Raw genomic sequence first — 14715 nt, 5'->3', positions numbered from 1 at the left:
TCGGCGGAAATGAGAGCGCCAAGTACTGGGTCGGTGTCCTTAACGAGATCCGTAATCGCGGCACGAAGATATTTTCATTATCTCCGTCGACGGCTGACAGGCTTTGCAGATGCGATAAGCGCCGTATATCCCAAGGCCGAAATCCAGCGCTGCATTGTCCATCAGATCCGTTACACGACAAAATTCGTCTCTTACAAGGACATTAAGGCTTTTATGAATGATTTGAAGGGTGTCTATCAGGCTCCTACACTGGAGCAGGCCGAGGAAGGGCTTGACAGACTTGAAGAGAAGTGGGGCTCGAAATACCCGTCTTCGGTAGCGAGCTGGCGGAACAACTGGCCTCAGTTATCCGCTTATTTCAAGTATCCCTATGAGCTGCGCCGGATGATCTATACGACAAACCAGATCGAGAACTACAACCGGCAGCTCAGGAAAGTGACAAAAACACGTACGATCTTCCCCTCAGACGACGCCCTTCTCAAGCTCCTTTATCTTGCGACGATGGACATCACTGAAAAGTGGACCGGCAGGGACAGGGACTGGAGTAAAATTCTGTCACAGCTGTGCATTTACTTTGAGGAACGCATAGAACCCGGAGATCTGGAATAGCCCTAAACGCCTATAAGAAAAGTCCGGGCTGCAGTCCATTGACAGCCCGGATAGCGTATGTCATTATGGTGATACTGAAGCAGTAACGGTAACCCTTTGATGTCTTACATCGATCCAGGGGCAAGGGGTTTACACAGAATAAGTTACACTACCGTCTAAGGTGCTATCGGCGCTCGGCCCCGCCTCTTAATTTACAAACTCCACTTTCAGCTTCATGCCCATGCCGTCAGCCAACCTTTGGAGCGTTCTTATCGAGGGATTGGCGCTGCCGTTCTCCAGTTTGCTTATATCTCCCTGTGCGATGCCTGTACGCTCCGCAAGCTGCTTTTGGGTTATACCGCTTCGCTTCCGCGCGTCAATCATGGCCTGAATAATAGCCTTTTGCGGTTGCAGCGCTTCCCATTCAGCCTTAAACTCAGGGTCTTTCAGCTGTTCAGCCAAGAACTCGTTAAACGTCGTACTCATAATTGATTCTCCTTCCTGCCTAAGAACTCTGCCCTATATTTCTTGGCAAGGGTTATCTCGGTGACTGGCGTCTTGCTTGTCTTCTTTATAAATCCATTGGTTAGTATCACCTTACGGCCAACAAAGAAGAAATACAGCACTCGCGAAATATCAGAACCAATCTTTGCCCGCAACTCGAATATGCCGTCGCCCAAAGGCTTCGAATAAGGCTCTCTAAGCAAATGCCCGTTATCACCCAGCAAATCAACGGATAACAATATTTTGGCTCTCATTTTCTTGTCGAGCCCGAGAATAAAGCTTTTAGCTGGCTCGGTCCCGTCCTCTTTACGGTAGAAAAGAACCTCAAAAGCCTGCACGACACTCCACCCTTCAGTAGACTCATCTTATTGCAAATCATTATATAGGATTTATCCTATATTATCAAGTGGACTCCGCTCTGAAAAAGTGAAAAAGACAGTAATAAAAAAGGCTCCGATTCAAATTCTCGGCCGGTATCTTCCAGACTCCCGCCGCGAGGTCGAATTCCCCCCACTCCGCTTCCCGTATCTCCTTCGGGCGCACAAAAGTATAGGCGTGCAGCTGTAAGAATATGCGCATCGTCGGGGAATGCCCCTTGTCGCGTATATCGCGCATCAGCCGCCCCGCAAGTTCAGGGTCCGTTATCCGCGGCATATGCTTGACCTTCCGCACCTGCAACAGCCCCGTAAGCATATATGTCGGGTCGGCCGTCACGAGCCCCGCGGCCGCTGCGAAGCGAAAGACCTGCCCAGCCGTCTGCTTTATCTTGTGGGCAGTACTATACACGCCGTCAGACTCCGCCGCTTCGATGACTCTTAGAACGTCGGATGACGTTATCTCATTTATCGGCATATCGCCGAGCATGGAAATAAAGCGCTTCATGTATATGCGCATATTTTGCAGGTATTTCTCGGTACAGACGCCTTCTACACGGCGCTTGATCAATGTTTCGAAAACTTCTCCAAAGGTCACCGCCTTCTTCTTCTCTTCATATTCTCCGGACGCAATATCGCCGCGCAGTTTGTCGCGGGCAATCCGCGCTTCCCTGAGCGACATGCCCGGGTATTCGCCTAATTTGACCTTCAGCTCTTTACCGCGCCTATCTGTAAAACGGTATCGCCAGACCATCTTGCGGCTTTTCAAAACGTCAAGGATAAAGCCCTCGTCGATTAAGATTCCCTTGCGCACGCCCTCAGGGACGGCACGTATCTCGCGCTGCATTTCCTTCTCTGTCAGCATGTTTATCCCCTCTCGCCGGAACCGTGGAGGCTTAAAACCGTATTTTTCGACGCCGGTTCCGTCTGTGTTCCGTCTTTTCTCTTGACAGAGTTTAACATACTTTGCACGAGTTTGATATGTTTAGCAAGGCAAAAGCAGGCTGTCGGTGATTTGGTTGCGCAAGTTTACAAGACTTTGAAAGAGTTTAGCCAAAGAAACGGTGTTCATAATAGAAGGGCCCCTGCCGCTATTACCAGCAGGAAGCCCGTTAGAATCATTTTTTCTACTTTATACGCGGTATGAAAAAGCAAAGTCTTTCACACTCGATATAAATAAAATATTTATATTACAGCGCCGCGCGTGCCTTTTCGACAAGCTGCGCGAACGCAGGGGCGTCGTTGATCGCAAGGTCCGCGAGCATCTTGCGGTTGATCGCGACGTCGGCTTTCTTGAGCCCGTTGATGAGGGCGCTGTAGGCTATGCCGTTCGCCCGCGCGGCGGCGTTGATGCGGATGATCCACAGCTTGCGGAAGTCGCGCTTCCTGTTCTTGCGTCCCGCGAACGCGCTCGTAAGGGCGTGCAGATAAGCTTCGCGCGCACGGCGGTATACGTTCTTCTTACGCCCCCAGAATCCTTTGGTGATCTTATATAATTTTTTCTGCTTGCTGCGGCTCGCACTGGAACCTTTTACTCGCATGACAATTCACTCCTTGCAAAATTTCGACTGTTGAATCCCGGCTCCGCGCTACGCGTAAGGGAGCATCTTCTTTACGTGCTTCTCTATTCCGGTCGGGAGAATCCCCTTTTTCCTCAGCGTGCGGAGACGCTTTGAATTTTTTACGGAAAGAAGATGTCCGCGCCCGCTCTTCTTGAACATCACCTTGCCGGTAGACGTTATGCGGAAGCGTTTTTTTGTTGCGGAATGTGATTTCAACTTAGGCATATGATTGTCCTCCTCTAACATTTCATACCCGGACGGGTAACTGAATTCTTTTATATCTGGTCGGCGTCAGGCAGAAGGTTTTTCTTTGCCTTCGCTTTCTGCACCTTCGGCTGAACGGGCTGCGCCTCCGGCTCCTTCTTTTGGCGCTGCTGCGCCTTCTTCAGCGGATTTTCGGCGTTCGGCGCTATCATGATCCTCATATAAGAGCCCTCCATCCGCGGCTCGGTCTCAACCCTGCCGAACTCCGCGACGGCGCCGGCGACCTTGCTGAGCACCTCGCGCCCCCTGTCGAGGAAAGCCATCTCGCGGCCCCTGAAGAAAACGGAGACCTTCACACGGTTCCCCGCCTGTAGGAACGTCTGGATCGCCTTCACCTTGAAGTCGTAGTCGTGCAGGTCGATCTTCGGGCGCATTTTGATTTCCTTCACGACCTGATTCTTCTGCTTCTTGTGGGCTTCCTTGTCGCGCTTCTGCTGCTGGAAGCGGTACTTGCCGTAATTCATTATGCGGCACACCGGCGGATTTGCCTGCGGCGCGACTTCGACCAAATCGAGTTCCACGGCCTCGGCCATTCTTAGAGCTTCCTGGATATTCACCACTCCGCGCTTTGCGTTCTTCTCATCGATAAGGAGAATCTCCGGCGTCGTTATCTCGGAATTTACGCGGGGCTCCTCTTCCCTTGTGTTTGCTATGGCATTACACCTCCTAAAAATATTCGCTTATAAAAATAAGCCCGGACGCACAAGAATGCGCCCGGACCTTTGACATCATCTTTCGGTCAGCCTGACAACTAAAAGCGCCGGCAGGCGAGAGGGGCATCCTCTGCTTAAAACCCGTTGGAAAAATCCAACTCAGATATATTAACACGGCGCGCGGCAGAGCGCAAGCTTTTTCGCGCTATTTTCAAATGGTTCGATCGCGATAAGAAGTCGCTCGGCGCTTCCCCACATATCACCCCTAAATCATTTCCTAAAACCCTATTTTTTCTCTGTTATTAAGGGAGAATCAGATAATCCTCATCTTCTACCGCCTCACACCACTCCGTATGCGTCTCCGCTCCGGCAATCTCCTGCGCGATATGCTGGAACCACGAGTCCTTTGCGGCGCCATGCCAGTGCTTTACGTTCGCCGGGATGTTTACCACATCTCCCGGATGCAATTCTCTCGGCTCCTTGCCCCGCTCCTGATACCAGCCGCGGCCGCTGACGCAGATCAGAAGCTGACCGCCGCCGCTCGAAGCGTGGTGGATATGCCAGTTGTTCCGGCATCCCGGCTCAAAGGTCACATTGAACGTCGGAATCTGCTCCAAAGTCAATGGAGCAAGGAAACTGCGCCCGATGAAATACTGCGCAAATGCCGTATTCGGCCTCCCGACCGGGAACACGGAAAGGTCGGATGGAACGCCGTCCGCCTCCGGCCGTTCATCCCCATATACTTCCTGAATGAGCGGAAATGTGCTCCACGCCTTCGGCCACCCGCAGTAAAACGCAAGCTGCGTGACGATCTCCACAGCTTCCGTCCTTGTGACGCCGTGTTCTCTGCCGAGCGCAAGATGAGATTTCAGCTGCGGATAAAGTCCAGCTGAGAAGAGCGCCGCAATCGTGATCATGCTGCGATCCCTTGCGGAGAGCTTATCCTCTCTTGACCACACTTCCCCGAACAGAACGTCGTCATTGAGCTGCGCAAATTTCGGAGCAAATTCCCCTAAGCGGTCTCTTCCAGCTGTTTGTTTCTTCATCATAGCCGCCTCCCCGTTAAATCCTGTCGGAAAGAGTTCGGCCTCTTTCCGATCTATTGCCATTCCTATGTAACCCAAGCCATAAAGCTCCGCAAAGCGCTAGTATACCCCGCCTGCCTCCGGCATCCATTTTGCGGGCTTTTACCATGTCAGCGCGTCAGGGCCCGCGTCCCGCGCGGGAAACATTTTCCGACGATCCACGTGAGCGCCGCCGTCGCCGCTATCACCGGCAGAGTCGCGCCTATCGGGCTGCCGGCGCTCATCAGATATCTGTAGAGCGCGAAGCCCGCGCCCCACAGCGCCATATTCCGCGGCGAAAAGGGCTGGGCCGAACGGTCCTCCCCACCCAGCAGGAAGAAGTCCGCCACCATCACCGCGGCCATAGGGGCGAAGACGGAGGAGATAAGGTAAAGCAACTCCTCGTAGCTCTCCGGGTCGGCGAATATCGCGATGAGAGTACCGAGCGCACACACCGCGATGCCCGCCGCCTTCTCCTTGACGCCTTTGAATATCACGTGGAAGCTGATGCCGGCCGAATAAGCGTCGAGGAAGGTCGTCGTGACGGTCGAAAAGGCGACGATGATTATACCTGCCGCCCCCATGCCAGCGCCGCTCATGATCTCGGCGACGTCCGCGCCTCCGGTGTAGATCGCGGCCCCGAGCCCGATGAAGTACATCCAGCAGCTGACGATCGAATAGATCGCACTGCTCACCGCGGCGCTCTTGCCGGGCTTTTCCGCGTCGCGCATATAGTCGGATATCAGCGGCAGCCACGACAGGGGCATCGCGACGGAAAGCTCGACCGCGTCGGCGAATTCAAGCGAGCCGCCCACCGCGTCGGCCTCTCTCCCGCCGCCGAATATGACGAACGAAAGCGTCAGCGTAAGGATGAAAAGCGCGGCCATCGCGACCTTGTTCACGCGCTCGAAATTTTTCATGTCGAGAACGATCCAGAGCGCTATCAGCGCGCCTATCGCGCAGCACCAGAGCGCGTTGTTCATTCCGGTCACGGGGTTGAGAATCAGCCCCAGCGAGATCGCGCCACCGGCTACCATCACGGCGGTCCAGCCAATCAGCTGAAGCACGTTGAGCGCGGCGAAAAATTTCGCGCCGCCGCGGCCGAAGAACAGCCCCGTGCTCTCCATAGCGCCGCACGCCGAACGCCCGCCTATCAGCGCCGCAAGATACATCAAAAAGCCTCCGGCGGCGTGCCCTATCACGACCGCGGCCATGCCCGCGCCCATGCCTAGCGGGGCCAATAGAGTCCCGGTGTATATCTCCGCTATAGACACCGCCGCGCCGAACCATATCAGCGCGTTGGCGTAAGTCGTCCTTTTCTCCTCCATCGCCGACACCTCTTACGAAAAATTTACGGCCGCCCCATAAGGACAGCCGTAAAAACGCACACGAGCTATTCTCCCTACGGCGGCATTACCCGCATCAGGTTCATCGGGTCGGGGCGTCGCCCCCTCTCAGCCTTAAAACAGGCTCCCCGTCTGCTGCGTGGAAGGAATCTCCTTCCGTTTGACCGTATTCTATCAGCTTTCTCAAATTTGTAAAGCCGATTTTACCGCGCCTGGGGGAACGCGGCGCGCGGAAGCGCCCGCCTCCCGCGCTCTCAAAAGCCCTTCCGTACGCCGCTTGTTTAAACCTGCCCGTTTTGCCGCCGCTACTCCACCGTCACGCCGTTTATCTTCACCGTCACGCCCGCGGCTTTTTTGAAGAGCAGCGCCTTTTCGCGCATGAACTGTGCCTCCGGCGGCTGTATTTCGTCGAGTTCGTACTCTCTCTCCAAACGCTTGTAGGTCTCCGTGCCGAGCCTGTGGTAGGCGAGGAATTCCATGAAGCGGAGTTTTTGGAGGCCGCTCACGTATCCCGCAAGTTTTATAAAATCTTCGTCTTCGTCGTTTATTCCCGGTATCAGCGGCGTGCGGATGACTATGCCGAATTTGTATGGGCTTCGGTCCGCCCGCTTTATGTTGTCCAGTATCTGCGCGTTGCCCACGCCCGTCAGTTTCTTGTGTTTTTCGGGGTCTATCTGTTTTATGTCCGTGTGGAGAAGGCTGATATAGGGCAGTATCGGCTCTATCTCCTCCCACGGCGCGCAGAAGCTGCTTTCTATCGCGCACTCTATGCCGCGCTCGCGGCAGCCGGCAAGCACTTCTTTGAGGAATTCCGGCTGTGAGAGCGGCTCGCCTCCGCTCACGGTCAGCCCGCCGCCGGAGTGGAAGAAGAAGAGTTCGTCTTTCGCTATTTCACGCACCGCTTCTTCCGCGCTCATTTTCACGCCGTAGCGCGTTATCGCGCCGCTGGGGCAGGCTTTCAGGCACTCGAAGCGGCCCGCGCATCTCTCCCGATCCGTTTTTATCCTGCCGCCCTCTATCGAGAGAGCGCCGTTGGGGCAGGCTTTTACGCATCTGCCGCAGAGGGTGCATTTCTCTTGTGTCATGCCGCGCTCCGGTTCGAATTTCTGCGATTCGGGGGTGGAGCACCAGAGGCAGCGCAGCGGGCAGCCTTTTAGGAAGAGGACGGTCCTGAGTCCGTCTCCGTCGTATATCGAGCTTCTTTCGAAGCGGAGCACTGTGCCGGAGGTTTTGTGCGGGCTTTCCATGTTTTTCCTTTTAGCCGCAGCTCATGCAGTTGACGGAGCTCTGAGTCGTGCGCGCTATTATGTCGTTCTGCACGTCTTTGCCCAGTTCGACGAAGAAGGCCGTGTAGCCCGCGACGCGCACGAGGAGGTCCTTGTATTCCTCCGGGTGTTTCTGCGCTTCGATGAGTTTTTTCTGGTCCACGACGTTGAACTGGATGTGGTAGACGCCGAGCGAGCAGAGCGTCTTGAGCATGCCCATGATCTGCTGTACACCGTTTTCGCTTTGGGCCATCTGCGGGTCGAGTTTCATGTTGAGCAGCGTGCCCTGTACGAAGCGGTCGTGCGGGATGTTCGCGACTGATTTGAGCACCGCCGTCGGGCCGTTGGTGTCTGTCCCGCCGTTGGGGCTGACTCCATCGGCGAGCGGCTTCCACGCGCGGCGCCCCGACGGCAGCGCTCCGACTTCTTTGCCGAAGGGGGTGTTGCCGGATACCGGCAGGATGCCCGGGGTCATCACGCCGAATTTGCTTCTGTAGCTTTCTATCTCGTCGGCGATGTAGCCGAAGAGTTCGGCCGCCAATTCATCTACATAAGCGTCGTCGTTGCCGTATTTCGGCGCTTCTTTGCAGGCTTTGAGGATTTCCGGCGCGTCTTCGAAGTCGCTCGCCAGCGCGCTGAGGAGCCGCCGCATGTCGCATATTTTCGCGTCGTAGACGAGCCGTTTGACGGCCGCGACGCTGTTGATGAGGTCCGCGACTCCTATGCAGATTATGCCGTTGCCGGTATTGTATTTGGCTCCGCCCCAGGCGTAGTCTTTCGCGTTTTCGATGCATTCTTCGAAGCTTATCGAAAGCGCCGGCACCGGACGCTCGAAGCAGATGTCGTCGATGATGTGGCTGGCCTTGACGGTCGTGCGTATCACGTAGTGCAGCTGGCGCTTGAGTGCGTCAAGGAAATCTTCGTATGTTTCAAAAGTGAGGGGGTCGCCCGTCTCGGCGCCGGCAAGCACGCCCGTCTTGCGGCAGCGCCCGTTCAAGAGCGTGAATTCTATGACGCTGCCGAGGTTGATGTCGGCGAGGGCAGAGTAGCCGCGGAGTTTGCCGGCGAGGTTGGTTTCTACGCAGCCGCCGGGGTTCCAGTTCCACGCTTCGTTGTAGGGGATGCCTTTGTTCATGAGCATCCTTATTCCCACTTCGTCGTTGTGGAAGGCCGGGAAGCCGGTGCCCATCACCATGAGGTCGACGATTTTGCGCAGGAATGAGTTGGGGTTTTTCGCCATGTTGTAGCGCACCGAGAGCGACGGCTGGTAGAGTTTGGTGTCCATGGTCGCCTGGATTATCATGTAAGAGAGCTCGTTCACCGCGTCGCGGCCCAATTTGTCTATGCCTCCGGCGCAGAGGTTCTGGAACATCGGGTAGCCTGAGGAGTATTCGGCCGTCTTTTCGTCCTGGAAGACGCAGGGCTCGGAGAATTTGACCCAAAGGCAGTCGAAGAGTTCCTGCGCCTCTTCCGGCGTGATGCGCCCAGCTTCTATGTCCGCCTTGTAGTAGGGGTAGAGGTACTGGTCCATGCGCCCGGGGTTGTAGGCCGCGGCGTTCTGTTCCATGAAGATGCATACCTGGTAGAAGTAGAAGGACTGCATCGCTTCGCGGAAGGTGCGCGGCGGGTAGGCCGGCACGCGGCGGCAGCTCTCTGCTATCTGACGCAGCTCGGCTTTGCGCTTAGGGTCTTTCTCTTCTCCGGCAAGGCGCTCCGCCTCGGCCGCGTAGCGCTCGGCGAGTATTTCCATCCCTTCGGCCGTGATCAGCAGCGCGTCGAGATACACTTCTTTCTCATAATCTCCGGGAACTGTCGCGTCGAGTTTCGCTTTGCGCTCGAGTATCCTCTTGCGCAGGCCTTCGACACCGTTGTCGATGAACCAGCCGTAGCCAGCCGTCACTTCGCCCCAGCCGCGGACGGCTTTCTTGTCGATGTAGAGCGCGCCGTTGTCGCGCAGCGCCGCCACGTCGGCGGGGATGCGCGCCAGCCACTCTTCGTAGTTGGAACGCCCCTTCCAGTACGGGCGGATGATCTCTTCGAAGTCCTTCTTGTCCTGCGGAAGAAGTTTGAATTTGTCGTATTCGCGCGTGTTGATGGTCTCGAGCTCGCGGTCGAGCACCGACCAGCAGACGTCCGCCGAGAGTATGCCTCCGCGGATCTTGCTGCCCGAGTTGCCCACTATGAGCTCGTCGTCCCATATCTTGACGCTCTTCTCGCTGCACTGTCTGCGAAAGGCCTTCGCCTTCCTCGTCACGAGCGCCTCCCCCTGCGTTTCGAGGAAGCTCTTCGTCAATATCACCGCGTCTTCGAGATCTATCTCCGGGTAGGTCTCGAACACTTTCTTCTTCAACCTGTTCACTCTTGCCATGTACTTGGGTTCTGTCGCCGTCATCTTCAGTTCCTCCCCTGTAGTTAAATACTCAGTTCAGCTCTTCGTATTCCGTTCTCGCTATGATCTCGTCCTGTGTGTTCGCGTTGAGCTCCGCGAAGTAGGCGCTGTAGCCCGCCACGCGGACGATAAGGTCGCGGTGCTCCTCCGGCTTGCGCCGAGCCTCCTTCAGATCCCCCGAGGAGACGACGTTGAACTGGATGTGGTGCCCGCCTAAGTCGCACCAGGCGCGGATATAATCCGCAAGAAGCGCCGCCGAGTTCGGAGTGTTCAGCACCGACGGCGAGAACTTCTGGTTATATAGGACCCCCTGCAGCACTTCTATATGGTCGAGCTTGCTCATCGAGAGCATAGCGGCCGTCGGGCCGCTGCGGTCGCGCCCGCCGACAGGCGAAGCGCCGTCCGAGAAATGCGTCTCCGCGAGCCGCCCGTCGGCCGTCGCGCCCGTCAGCTCGCCGAAGTAGACGTGAGTCGAAACAGAGTGCAGTTCCGGTATGTAGAAGCCGCCGCGCATACAGGGGTACCGCACGACCTCCTTGCAAAATATGTGCGCCGCCTCTCTGGCGATAAGGTCTACGTAATCGTCGTCATTGCCGAATTTCGGCGCGCCGCAGCAGAGCTTCCTGAGCTCGTCCGCCCCGGCGAAGTCGTCCTTCAGCGCGCCGAGCAGCTCCTCCGCCTTAGCGCTCTTGTCGTCGAATATGACCTTTCTGACCGCCGCCATCGCGTCCGACGCCGACGCGAGGCCGACGCCGAATATGCCCGAGAAGTTATACCTCACGCCGCCCTCCTGCCTCGTGAGGCCGCTGGCGATGCAGTCGTCTAGCAGCGCCGACGTGAAGGGCTCCGGCGCGTGCACCGCGTGCGCGCCGTCTATGAGGTCGTAGGCGCGGACGATGAGCTTGACGAAGTAAGCCACCTGCGCATCGAAAGCCTTCATCAGCTCGTCAAAGCTCTTGAAATCCGCAAGCTTCCCCGTATGCGGGCCGCACTGCTCGCCGGTCGACGGATCGGCGCCGTCGTTCAGCGCCAGTAGGAAGGCCTTCGGCATATTCACGTAGCCGCCGTTGGAGCGTGAGTCGCACGCGCCCTCGATGTCGGACTCGACGCAGTTCATGCAGTAGCCGCGAGCCTCTTCGAGCGTGGCGCCGCGGATCAAATGCTTGGGGATGATGCAGTTGTCGTTCATGATCGCCGGATAGCCGAGCCCGAGCTTTATCATCTCGCACGCCCGCAGCAGGGCCTTGTGGCTGACCTTGTTGTGATAGCGGAAGGAGAGCGAGGGCTGCGTGACCTTGGCGAGCGACGCGGCGTCCATTATCAGCTCCGTCAGCTCGTTGCAGACATCCTCGCCGCGCGGCCCCTGCCCCGCGAGCGTGATGTTTTGGAATAGCGGGAAGCCGGCGAAGGTGCGCGTCGTGACAGAGTCCATCAGCTTGATGATCGCGGTGCACTTGATCCAGATGTGCGCTATGAGCTCCACCGCCTCTTCGTCGCTGAGGCGCCCCTCCTCCTTGTCCTTCTTGTAATAGGGGTACATATACTGGTCGAAGCGCCCGAGCAGCATCGCGTGCGGATCGGCCTCGATCTGCGTCGCTACGTAGACGAGCCAGACCGACTGGATCGCCTCGCGGAAGCTCCCCGCCGGGAACTCCGGCACCTTCCTCAGCACCGCGGCGATGTCGCGCAGCTCTTCGCGGCGCTTCGCGTCGGAGCATTTTTCGGCGCGCTTCTCCGCCTCGCCGGCGTAACGGTGCGCAAAGGCTATCACAGCTTCCAGCGAAATCTTCGCCGCGCGCCAGAAGGCTATCTTGTTGCCGTCCCTCGCACGCTGTGGCTGGAAGGACGCCAACTTTGCGTCTATCTCGCCGATCATCCCGCGCAGCCCCTTCTCAAGGAGCTTCTTATTGTTCACGGCGATATTCCCGTGCGCCGTGCCCTGCGCGCCGACCGTGATCATATGGTCGGCGATCGCCTTCTTCGTTTCGTCCGGGACAAGCTTCGACGTCACGGAGTCGAGCGAAGAATCCTGCCAGCTTTCGAGGCACTTGCGTAGAATCTCCTTGTTCTCGTCGGTCAGCCCGATGGCGTCCGCCGGCCGCGTCGCGAAGGTGTCGAGGTCGGCGAGTATCCAGCGCGCGCCGAGCTCGGGACAGGCTATAGGCGAACGCGGCTTCGGCGAGTTGTGCCCGACGAAAAGCTCGCCCTCGTCGATGAAAAGGGTCATATTTTCCAGAATGTGGCGCAGCGCGTAGGCCCTCTTGAGCACCGGCGGCTCGCTTGCGTACTTCTTATACGCCTCCGTGACGAGCAGCGCGCGCTCCGGCAGGAGCTCGGTCGGGCATTCTGTGACCATGCGTTTTTTCATTCCGGAAATGCGTTTGATCGTATCGTTCCTGTCCATTGCGTTACATCCTTTCCTATCGCGCCGTTCTAAAAAACATTTATCTTGTATCCGCCCAAAATTTCTTTCGCCTTCGCCAATTCCGCTTCCGTCGGAGGCTGAACGTCCGGCAGCGCGTAGCTGCGCCCCAGCTCTCCGTATATGCCGACGCCGAGCCTATGGTACTTCAATATTTCAACGTCGGCCCATTTGCGGCACTTCTCGACGAAAGCGCCCAGAGCGCGCAGCTCCTCTTCGGAGTCGTTGACGCCGGGGACCATCGGGAAGCGGACGAGGCAGTCCTTGCCGCTTTGCAGCAGCCAGACGGCGTTCAGCAGGATGACTTCGTTGTCCCGGCCGGTGAGCTTTCTGTGCAGGGCGCCGTCCATCGCCTTTACGTCGAACTGGATAAGATCGGCCGCTTCGGCGACGCGGCGGAAAACCTCGGGAGAGGCGAAGAGCGACGTCTCGATAGCCGTGTGGACGTTGTGGGCGCGGCAGACGCCGAGGAACTCGACGGCAAAATCCGGCTGGGACAGCACTTCCCCGCCGGAGAGCGTTACGCCGCCGCGCGAACGGCGCCAGAAGGGGGCGTCGCGCCAGACCTCGGCGAAAAGCTCTTCGACGCCCACCTCGCGGCCGTATACCTTTTCATCAGTCAGAGAGCGCTCGGGCTCGAAGCTCTGCGACTGCGGGCTGCAGCACCAGACGCAGCGCAGCGGGCAGCCTTTGAGGAAGACGGTTGTCCTTATTCCCGGCCCGTCGTGTACAGCGTAATGTGCGAGATTGAAAATAACGCCGCGCGTCATCCGCCTTTCCTCCTTTTTGGCTCAACCAAAGGCACTACCAAAATCTGATTAAATTATAAATGAAAGGGCGTCCTTGTCAAGATAAAAGCTTCAAAAATCTCATGAATATTTCATGAAAATTATCATCGTTCCATTTTTTATCCGACGCCAAACTATAACATGGAAAATAACAAGACGCTACCCTTATCTTGTCGCCATGAAGGTATTTGATGCCGTTTTGAGTAATTTGGGAAATAAAAAAAGAATGGCATGGATCTTTTGAAACCCTACGCCATTCTATAAAATTCCCGTCTATAAACCGCAGTTCGAAGCGGCGGTCTGCGCCGCGGTTTACCCCGGCGGGACGCCCAGATCGGCTATTTGACTATCCTAACCCTGTGCATGCCGACGATCTCTCTTATGCGTTCAAGCGCTTCGTCGGTTATGCGCGTGTCGATGTCGATCACGGTATAGGCGTATTTATCGCGGCTCTTGTTTGTAAGGTTCGCGATGTTGATATCCTCCTCGCTCATTATGGCCGTGAATTTGCTGATCATGCCGGGAAGGTTGCCGTGCAGGCAGGCGATGCGCGATTCCGTCCTGCATACGCCGGCGTCGCAGTCGGGATAGTTGACGGAATGCTTGATGTTGCCGTTGTCAAGGTATTCCTGGAGCTCGCAGGCGGCCATCACCGCGCAGTTGTCCTCGGATTCGGCCGTGGAGGCGCCCAGGTGCGGGAGGACGACGGCGTTTTTCATTTTAACGGACTTTGCGGTCGGGAAGTCAGTGACATATACTGAGACATGCCCGCTTTCCAGAGCGGCGGCCAGATCGTTTTCGCTTACCAGCGTGTCGCGGGCGAAGTTCAATATTTTTACGCCCTTTTTCATCTTCGCGAGCGCCTCCGCGTCTATCATGCCTCTGGTCGAGGGCGTCGCGGGGACGTGGACGGTGATATAGTCGCACTTTTCATACAGTTCGTCGACGTTTTCGGAGTGGTGCACGTCGCGCTTTAAATTCCACGCGGAGCCTACGGATATATAGGGGTCGTATCCGTAGACTTCCATACCCAGAGATATGGCCGTGTTCGCCACCATGACGCCGATCGCGCCCAGCCCTATCACGCCCAGCTTTTTCCCCAGTATCTCGCGCCCGGCGAAGGCTTTCTTGGCTTTTTCGGCGTCTTTCGCGATATTCTCGCCGCCGCTGTTTTTTCTGACCCATTCGATGCCGCCGCTGATGTTTCTCGACGCTAAAAGCAGGCCGGCGATCACCAGCTCTTTGACCCCGTTGGCGTTGGCCCCAGGCGTATTGAATACGACGATGCCCATCTCAGAGCATTTTTCCAGCGGGATGTTGTTGACTCCGGCCCCGGCGCGGGCTATGGCGCGCAGGGATTTGGGGAAGTCCATCGCCAGCATGTCGGCGCTGCGGACGAGCACGCCGTGGGCGTCTTCGATTTTGTCCGTGATGGAGTATCCGCCGCGGAATTTCTTCAATCCGATCTCGCTTATGGGATTAAGGCAATATATTTT

The 14715-nt window shown here is 56.8% G+C and carries 14 protein-coding genes and 1 riboswitch; of the genes, 1 reads left to right on the top strand and 13 read right to left on the bottom strand.

The features are described from left to right. The coding region (locus tag EH55_RS03845; RefSeq protein WP_236617067.1) for an IS256 family transposase at positions 1 to 609 on the top strand (609 nt) is incomplete at its 5' end. 186 nt (positions 610 to 795) lie between these two features. On the opposite strand, the gene EH55_RS03840 is transcribed toward EH55_RS03845, so the two are convergent. The 13 genes from EH55_RS03840 to EH55_RS03780 all read right to left on the bottom strand — a co-directional run bounded on the left by EH55_RS03840 (position 796) and on the right by EH55_RS03780 (position 14679). Continuing rightward, the gene (locus EH55_RS03840; RefSeq protein WP_037974934.1) at positions 796 to 1074 is read right to left on the bottom strand and encodes a helix-turn-helix domain-containing protein; all 279 of its coding nucleotides are present in this window, start codon (positions 1072 to 1074) and stop codon (positions 796 to 798) included. After that, on the bottom strand, positions 1071 to 1430 hold the full coding sequence (locus tag EH55_RS03835; RefSeq protein WP_037974933.1) for a type II toxin-antitoxin system RelE/ParE family toxin: 360 nt from the start codon (positions 1428 to 1430) through the stop codon (positions 1071 to 1073). The genes EH55_RS03840 and EH55_RS03835 overlap by 4 nt, the downstream gene beginning before the upstream one ends. Before the next feature lie 64 nt (positions 1431 to 1494). Continuing rightward, complete coding sequence (locus EH55_RS03830) at positions 1495 to 2331, bottom strand: tyrosine-type recombinase/integrase (RefSeq protein ID WP_037974931.1); 837 nt, start codon at positions 2329 to 2331, stop codon at positions 1495 to 1497. Positions 2332 to 2656: 325 nt separating this feature from the next. Then, positions 2657 to 3007 (bottom strand): 50S ribosomal protein L20, encoded by a 351-nt coding sequence (rplT, locus tag EH55_RS03825; protein WP_037974930.1) that lies wholly within the window; start codon positions 3005 to 3007, stop codon positions 2657 to 2659. A gap of 48 nt (positions 3008 to 3055) precedes the next feature. Further along, positions 3056 to 3253 carry a 50S ribosomal protein L35 gene (gene rpmI / locus EH55_RS03820; RefSeq protein WP_037974928.1) on the bottom strand — a complete coding sequence of 66 codons (198 nt, stop codon included), beginning with the start codon at positions 3251 to 3253 and terminating at the stop codon, positions 3056 to 3058. Positions 3254 to 3303: 50 nt separating this feature from the next. Further along, a complete protein-coding gene (infC, locus tag EH55_RS03815) occupies positions 3304 to 3945 on the bottom strand; it encodes a translation initiation factor IF-3 (RefSeq protein ID WP_051682626.1) in 642 nt (213 codons plus the stop codon). A gap of 302 nt (positions 3946 to 4247) precedes the next feature. Further along, positions 4248 to 4991 (bottom strand): carboxymuconolactone decarboxylase family protein, encoded by a 744-nt coding sequence (locus tag EH55_RS03810; protein ID WP_201769332.1) that lies wholly within the window; start codon positions 4989 to 4991, stop codon positions 4248 to 4250. Between the two features lie 149 nt (positions 4992 to 5140). Next, the gene (gene cytX, locus EH55_RS03805) at positions 5141 to 6337 is read right to left on the bottom strand and encodes a putative hydroxymethylpyrimidine transporter CytX (RefSeq protein WP_037974926.1); all 1197 of its coding nucleotides are present in this window, start codon (positions 6335 to 6337) and stop codon (positions 5141 to 5143) included. A 52-nt stretch (positions 6338 to 6389) separates the two neighbouring features. Then, positions 6390 to 6496: riboswitch (TPP riboswitch) on the bottom strand. A gap of 164 nt (positions 6497 to 6660) precedes the next feature. Then, positions 6661 to 7602, bottom strand: coding sequence for a glycyl-radical enzyme activating protein (locus tag EH55_RS03800; RefSeq protein WP_037974924.1), 942 nt, complete (start codon positions 7600 to 7602; stop codon positions 6661 to 6663). 10 nt (positions 7603 to 7612) lie between these two features. Further along, positions 7613 to 10012 (bottom strand): glycyl radical protein, encoded by a 2400-nt coding sequence (locus tag EH55_RS03795; protein WP_037974922.1) that lies wholly within the window; start codon positions 10010 to 10012, stop codon positions 7613 to 7615. Positions 10013 to 10040: 28 nt separating this feature from the next. Further along, a complete protein-coding gene (locus EH55_RS03790) occupies positions 10041 to 12413 on the bottom strand; it encodes a glycyl radical protein (protein ID WP_037974920.1) in 2373 nt (790 codons plus the stop codon). Between the two features lie 29 nt (positions 12414 to 12442). Then, complete coding sequence (locus EH55_RS03785) at positions 12443 to 13201, bottom strand: glycyl-radical enzyme activating protein (RefSeq protein ID WP_037974918.1); 759 nt, start codon at positions 13199 to 13201, stop codon at positions 12443 to 12445. Positions 13202 to 13557: 356 nt separating this feature from the next. After that, positions 13558 to 14679, bottom strand: a complete 1122-nt coding sequence (locus EH55_RS03780) for a phosphoglycerate dehydrogenase (protein ID WP_236617066.1) — start codon at positions 14677 to 14679, stop codon at positions 13558 to 13560. Positions 14680 to 14715 lie beyond the last annotated feature (36 nt).

The organism is Synergistes jonesii (genome assembly GCF_000712295.1).
Lineage (GTDB): Bacteria > Synergistota > Synergistia > Synergistales > Synergistaceae > Synergistes > Synergistes jonesii.
This window is presented reverse-complemented; position numbering and strand designations above follow the sequence as displayed.

Excerpts from the sequence above, each read along its gene's own strand:
- EH55_RS03840 (WP_037974934.1), bottom strand. The coding sequence starts at position 1,074 with ATGAGTACGACGTTTAACGAGTTCTTGGCTGAACAGCTGAAAGACCCT.
- EH55_RS03830 (WP_037974931.1), bottom strand. The coding sequence starts at position 2,331 with ATGCTGACAGAGAAGGAAATGCAGCGCGAGATACGTGCCGTCCCTGAG.
- rplT (WP_037974930.1), bottom strand. The coding sequence starts at position 3,007 with ATGCGAGTAAAAGGTTCCAGTGCGAGCCGCAGCAAGCAGAAAAAATTA.
- rpmI (WP_037974928.1), bottom strand. The coding sequence starts at position 3,253 with ATGCCTAAGTTGAAATCACATTCCGCAACAAAAAAACGCTTCCGCATA.
- EH55_RS03810 (WP_201769332.1), bottom strand. The coding sequence starts at position 4,991 with ATGAAGAAACAAACAGCTGGAAGAGACCGCTTAGGGGAATTTGCTCCG.
- cytX (WP_037974926.1), bottom strand. The coding sequence starts at position 6,337 with ATGGAGGAGAAAAGGACGACTTACGCCAACGCGCTGATATGGTTCGGC.
- EH55_RS03800 (WP_037974924.1), bottom strand. The coding sequence starts at position 7,602 with ATGGAAAGCCCGCACAAAACCTCCGGCACAGTGCTCCGCTTCGAAAGA.
- EH55_RS03795 (WP_037974922.1), bottom strand. The coding sequence starts at position 10,012 with ATGACGGCGACAGAACCCAAGTACATGGCAAGAGTGAACAGGTTGAAG.
- EH55_RS03790 (WP_037974920.1), bottom strand. The coding sequence starts at position 12,413 with ATGGACAGGAACGATACGATCAAACGCATTTCCGGAATGAAAAAACGC.
- EH55_RS03785 (WP_037974918.1), bottom strand. The coding sequence starts at position 13,201 with ATGACGCGCGGCGTTATTTTCAATCTCGCACATTACGCTGTACACGAC.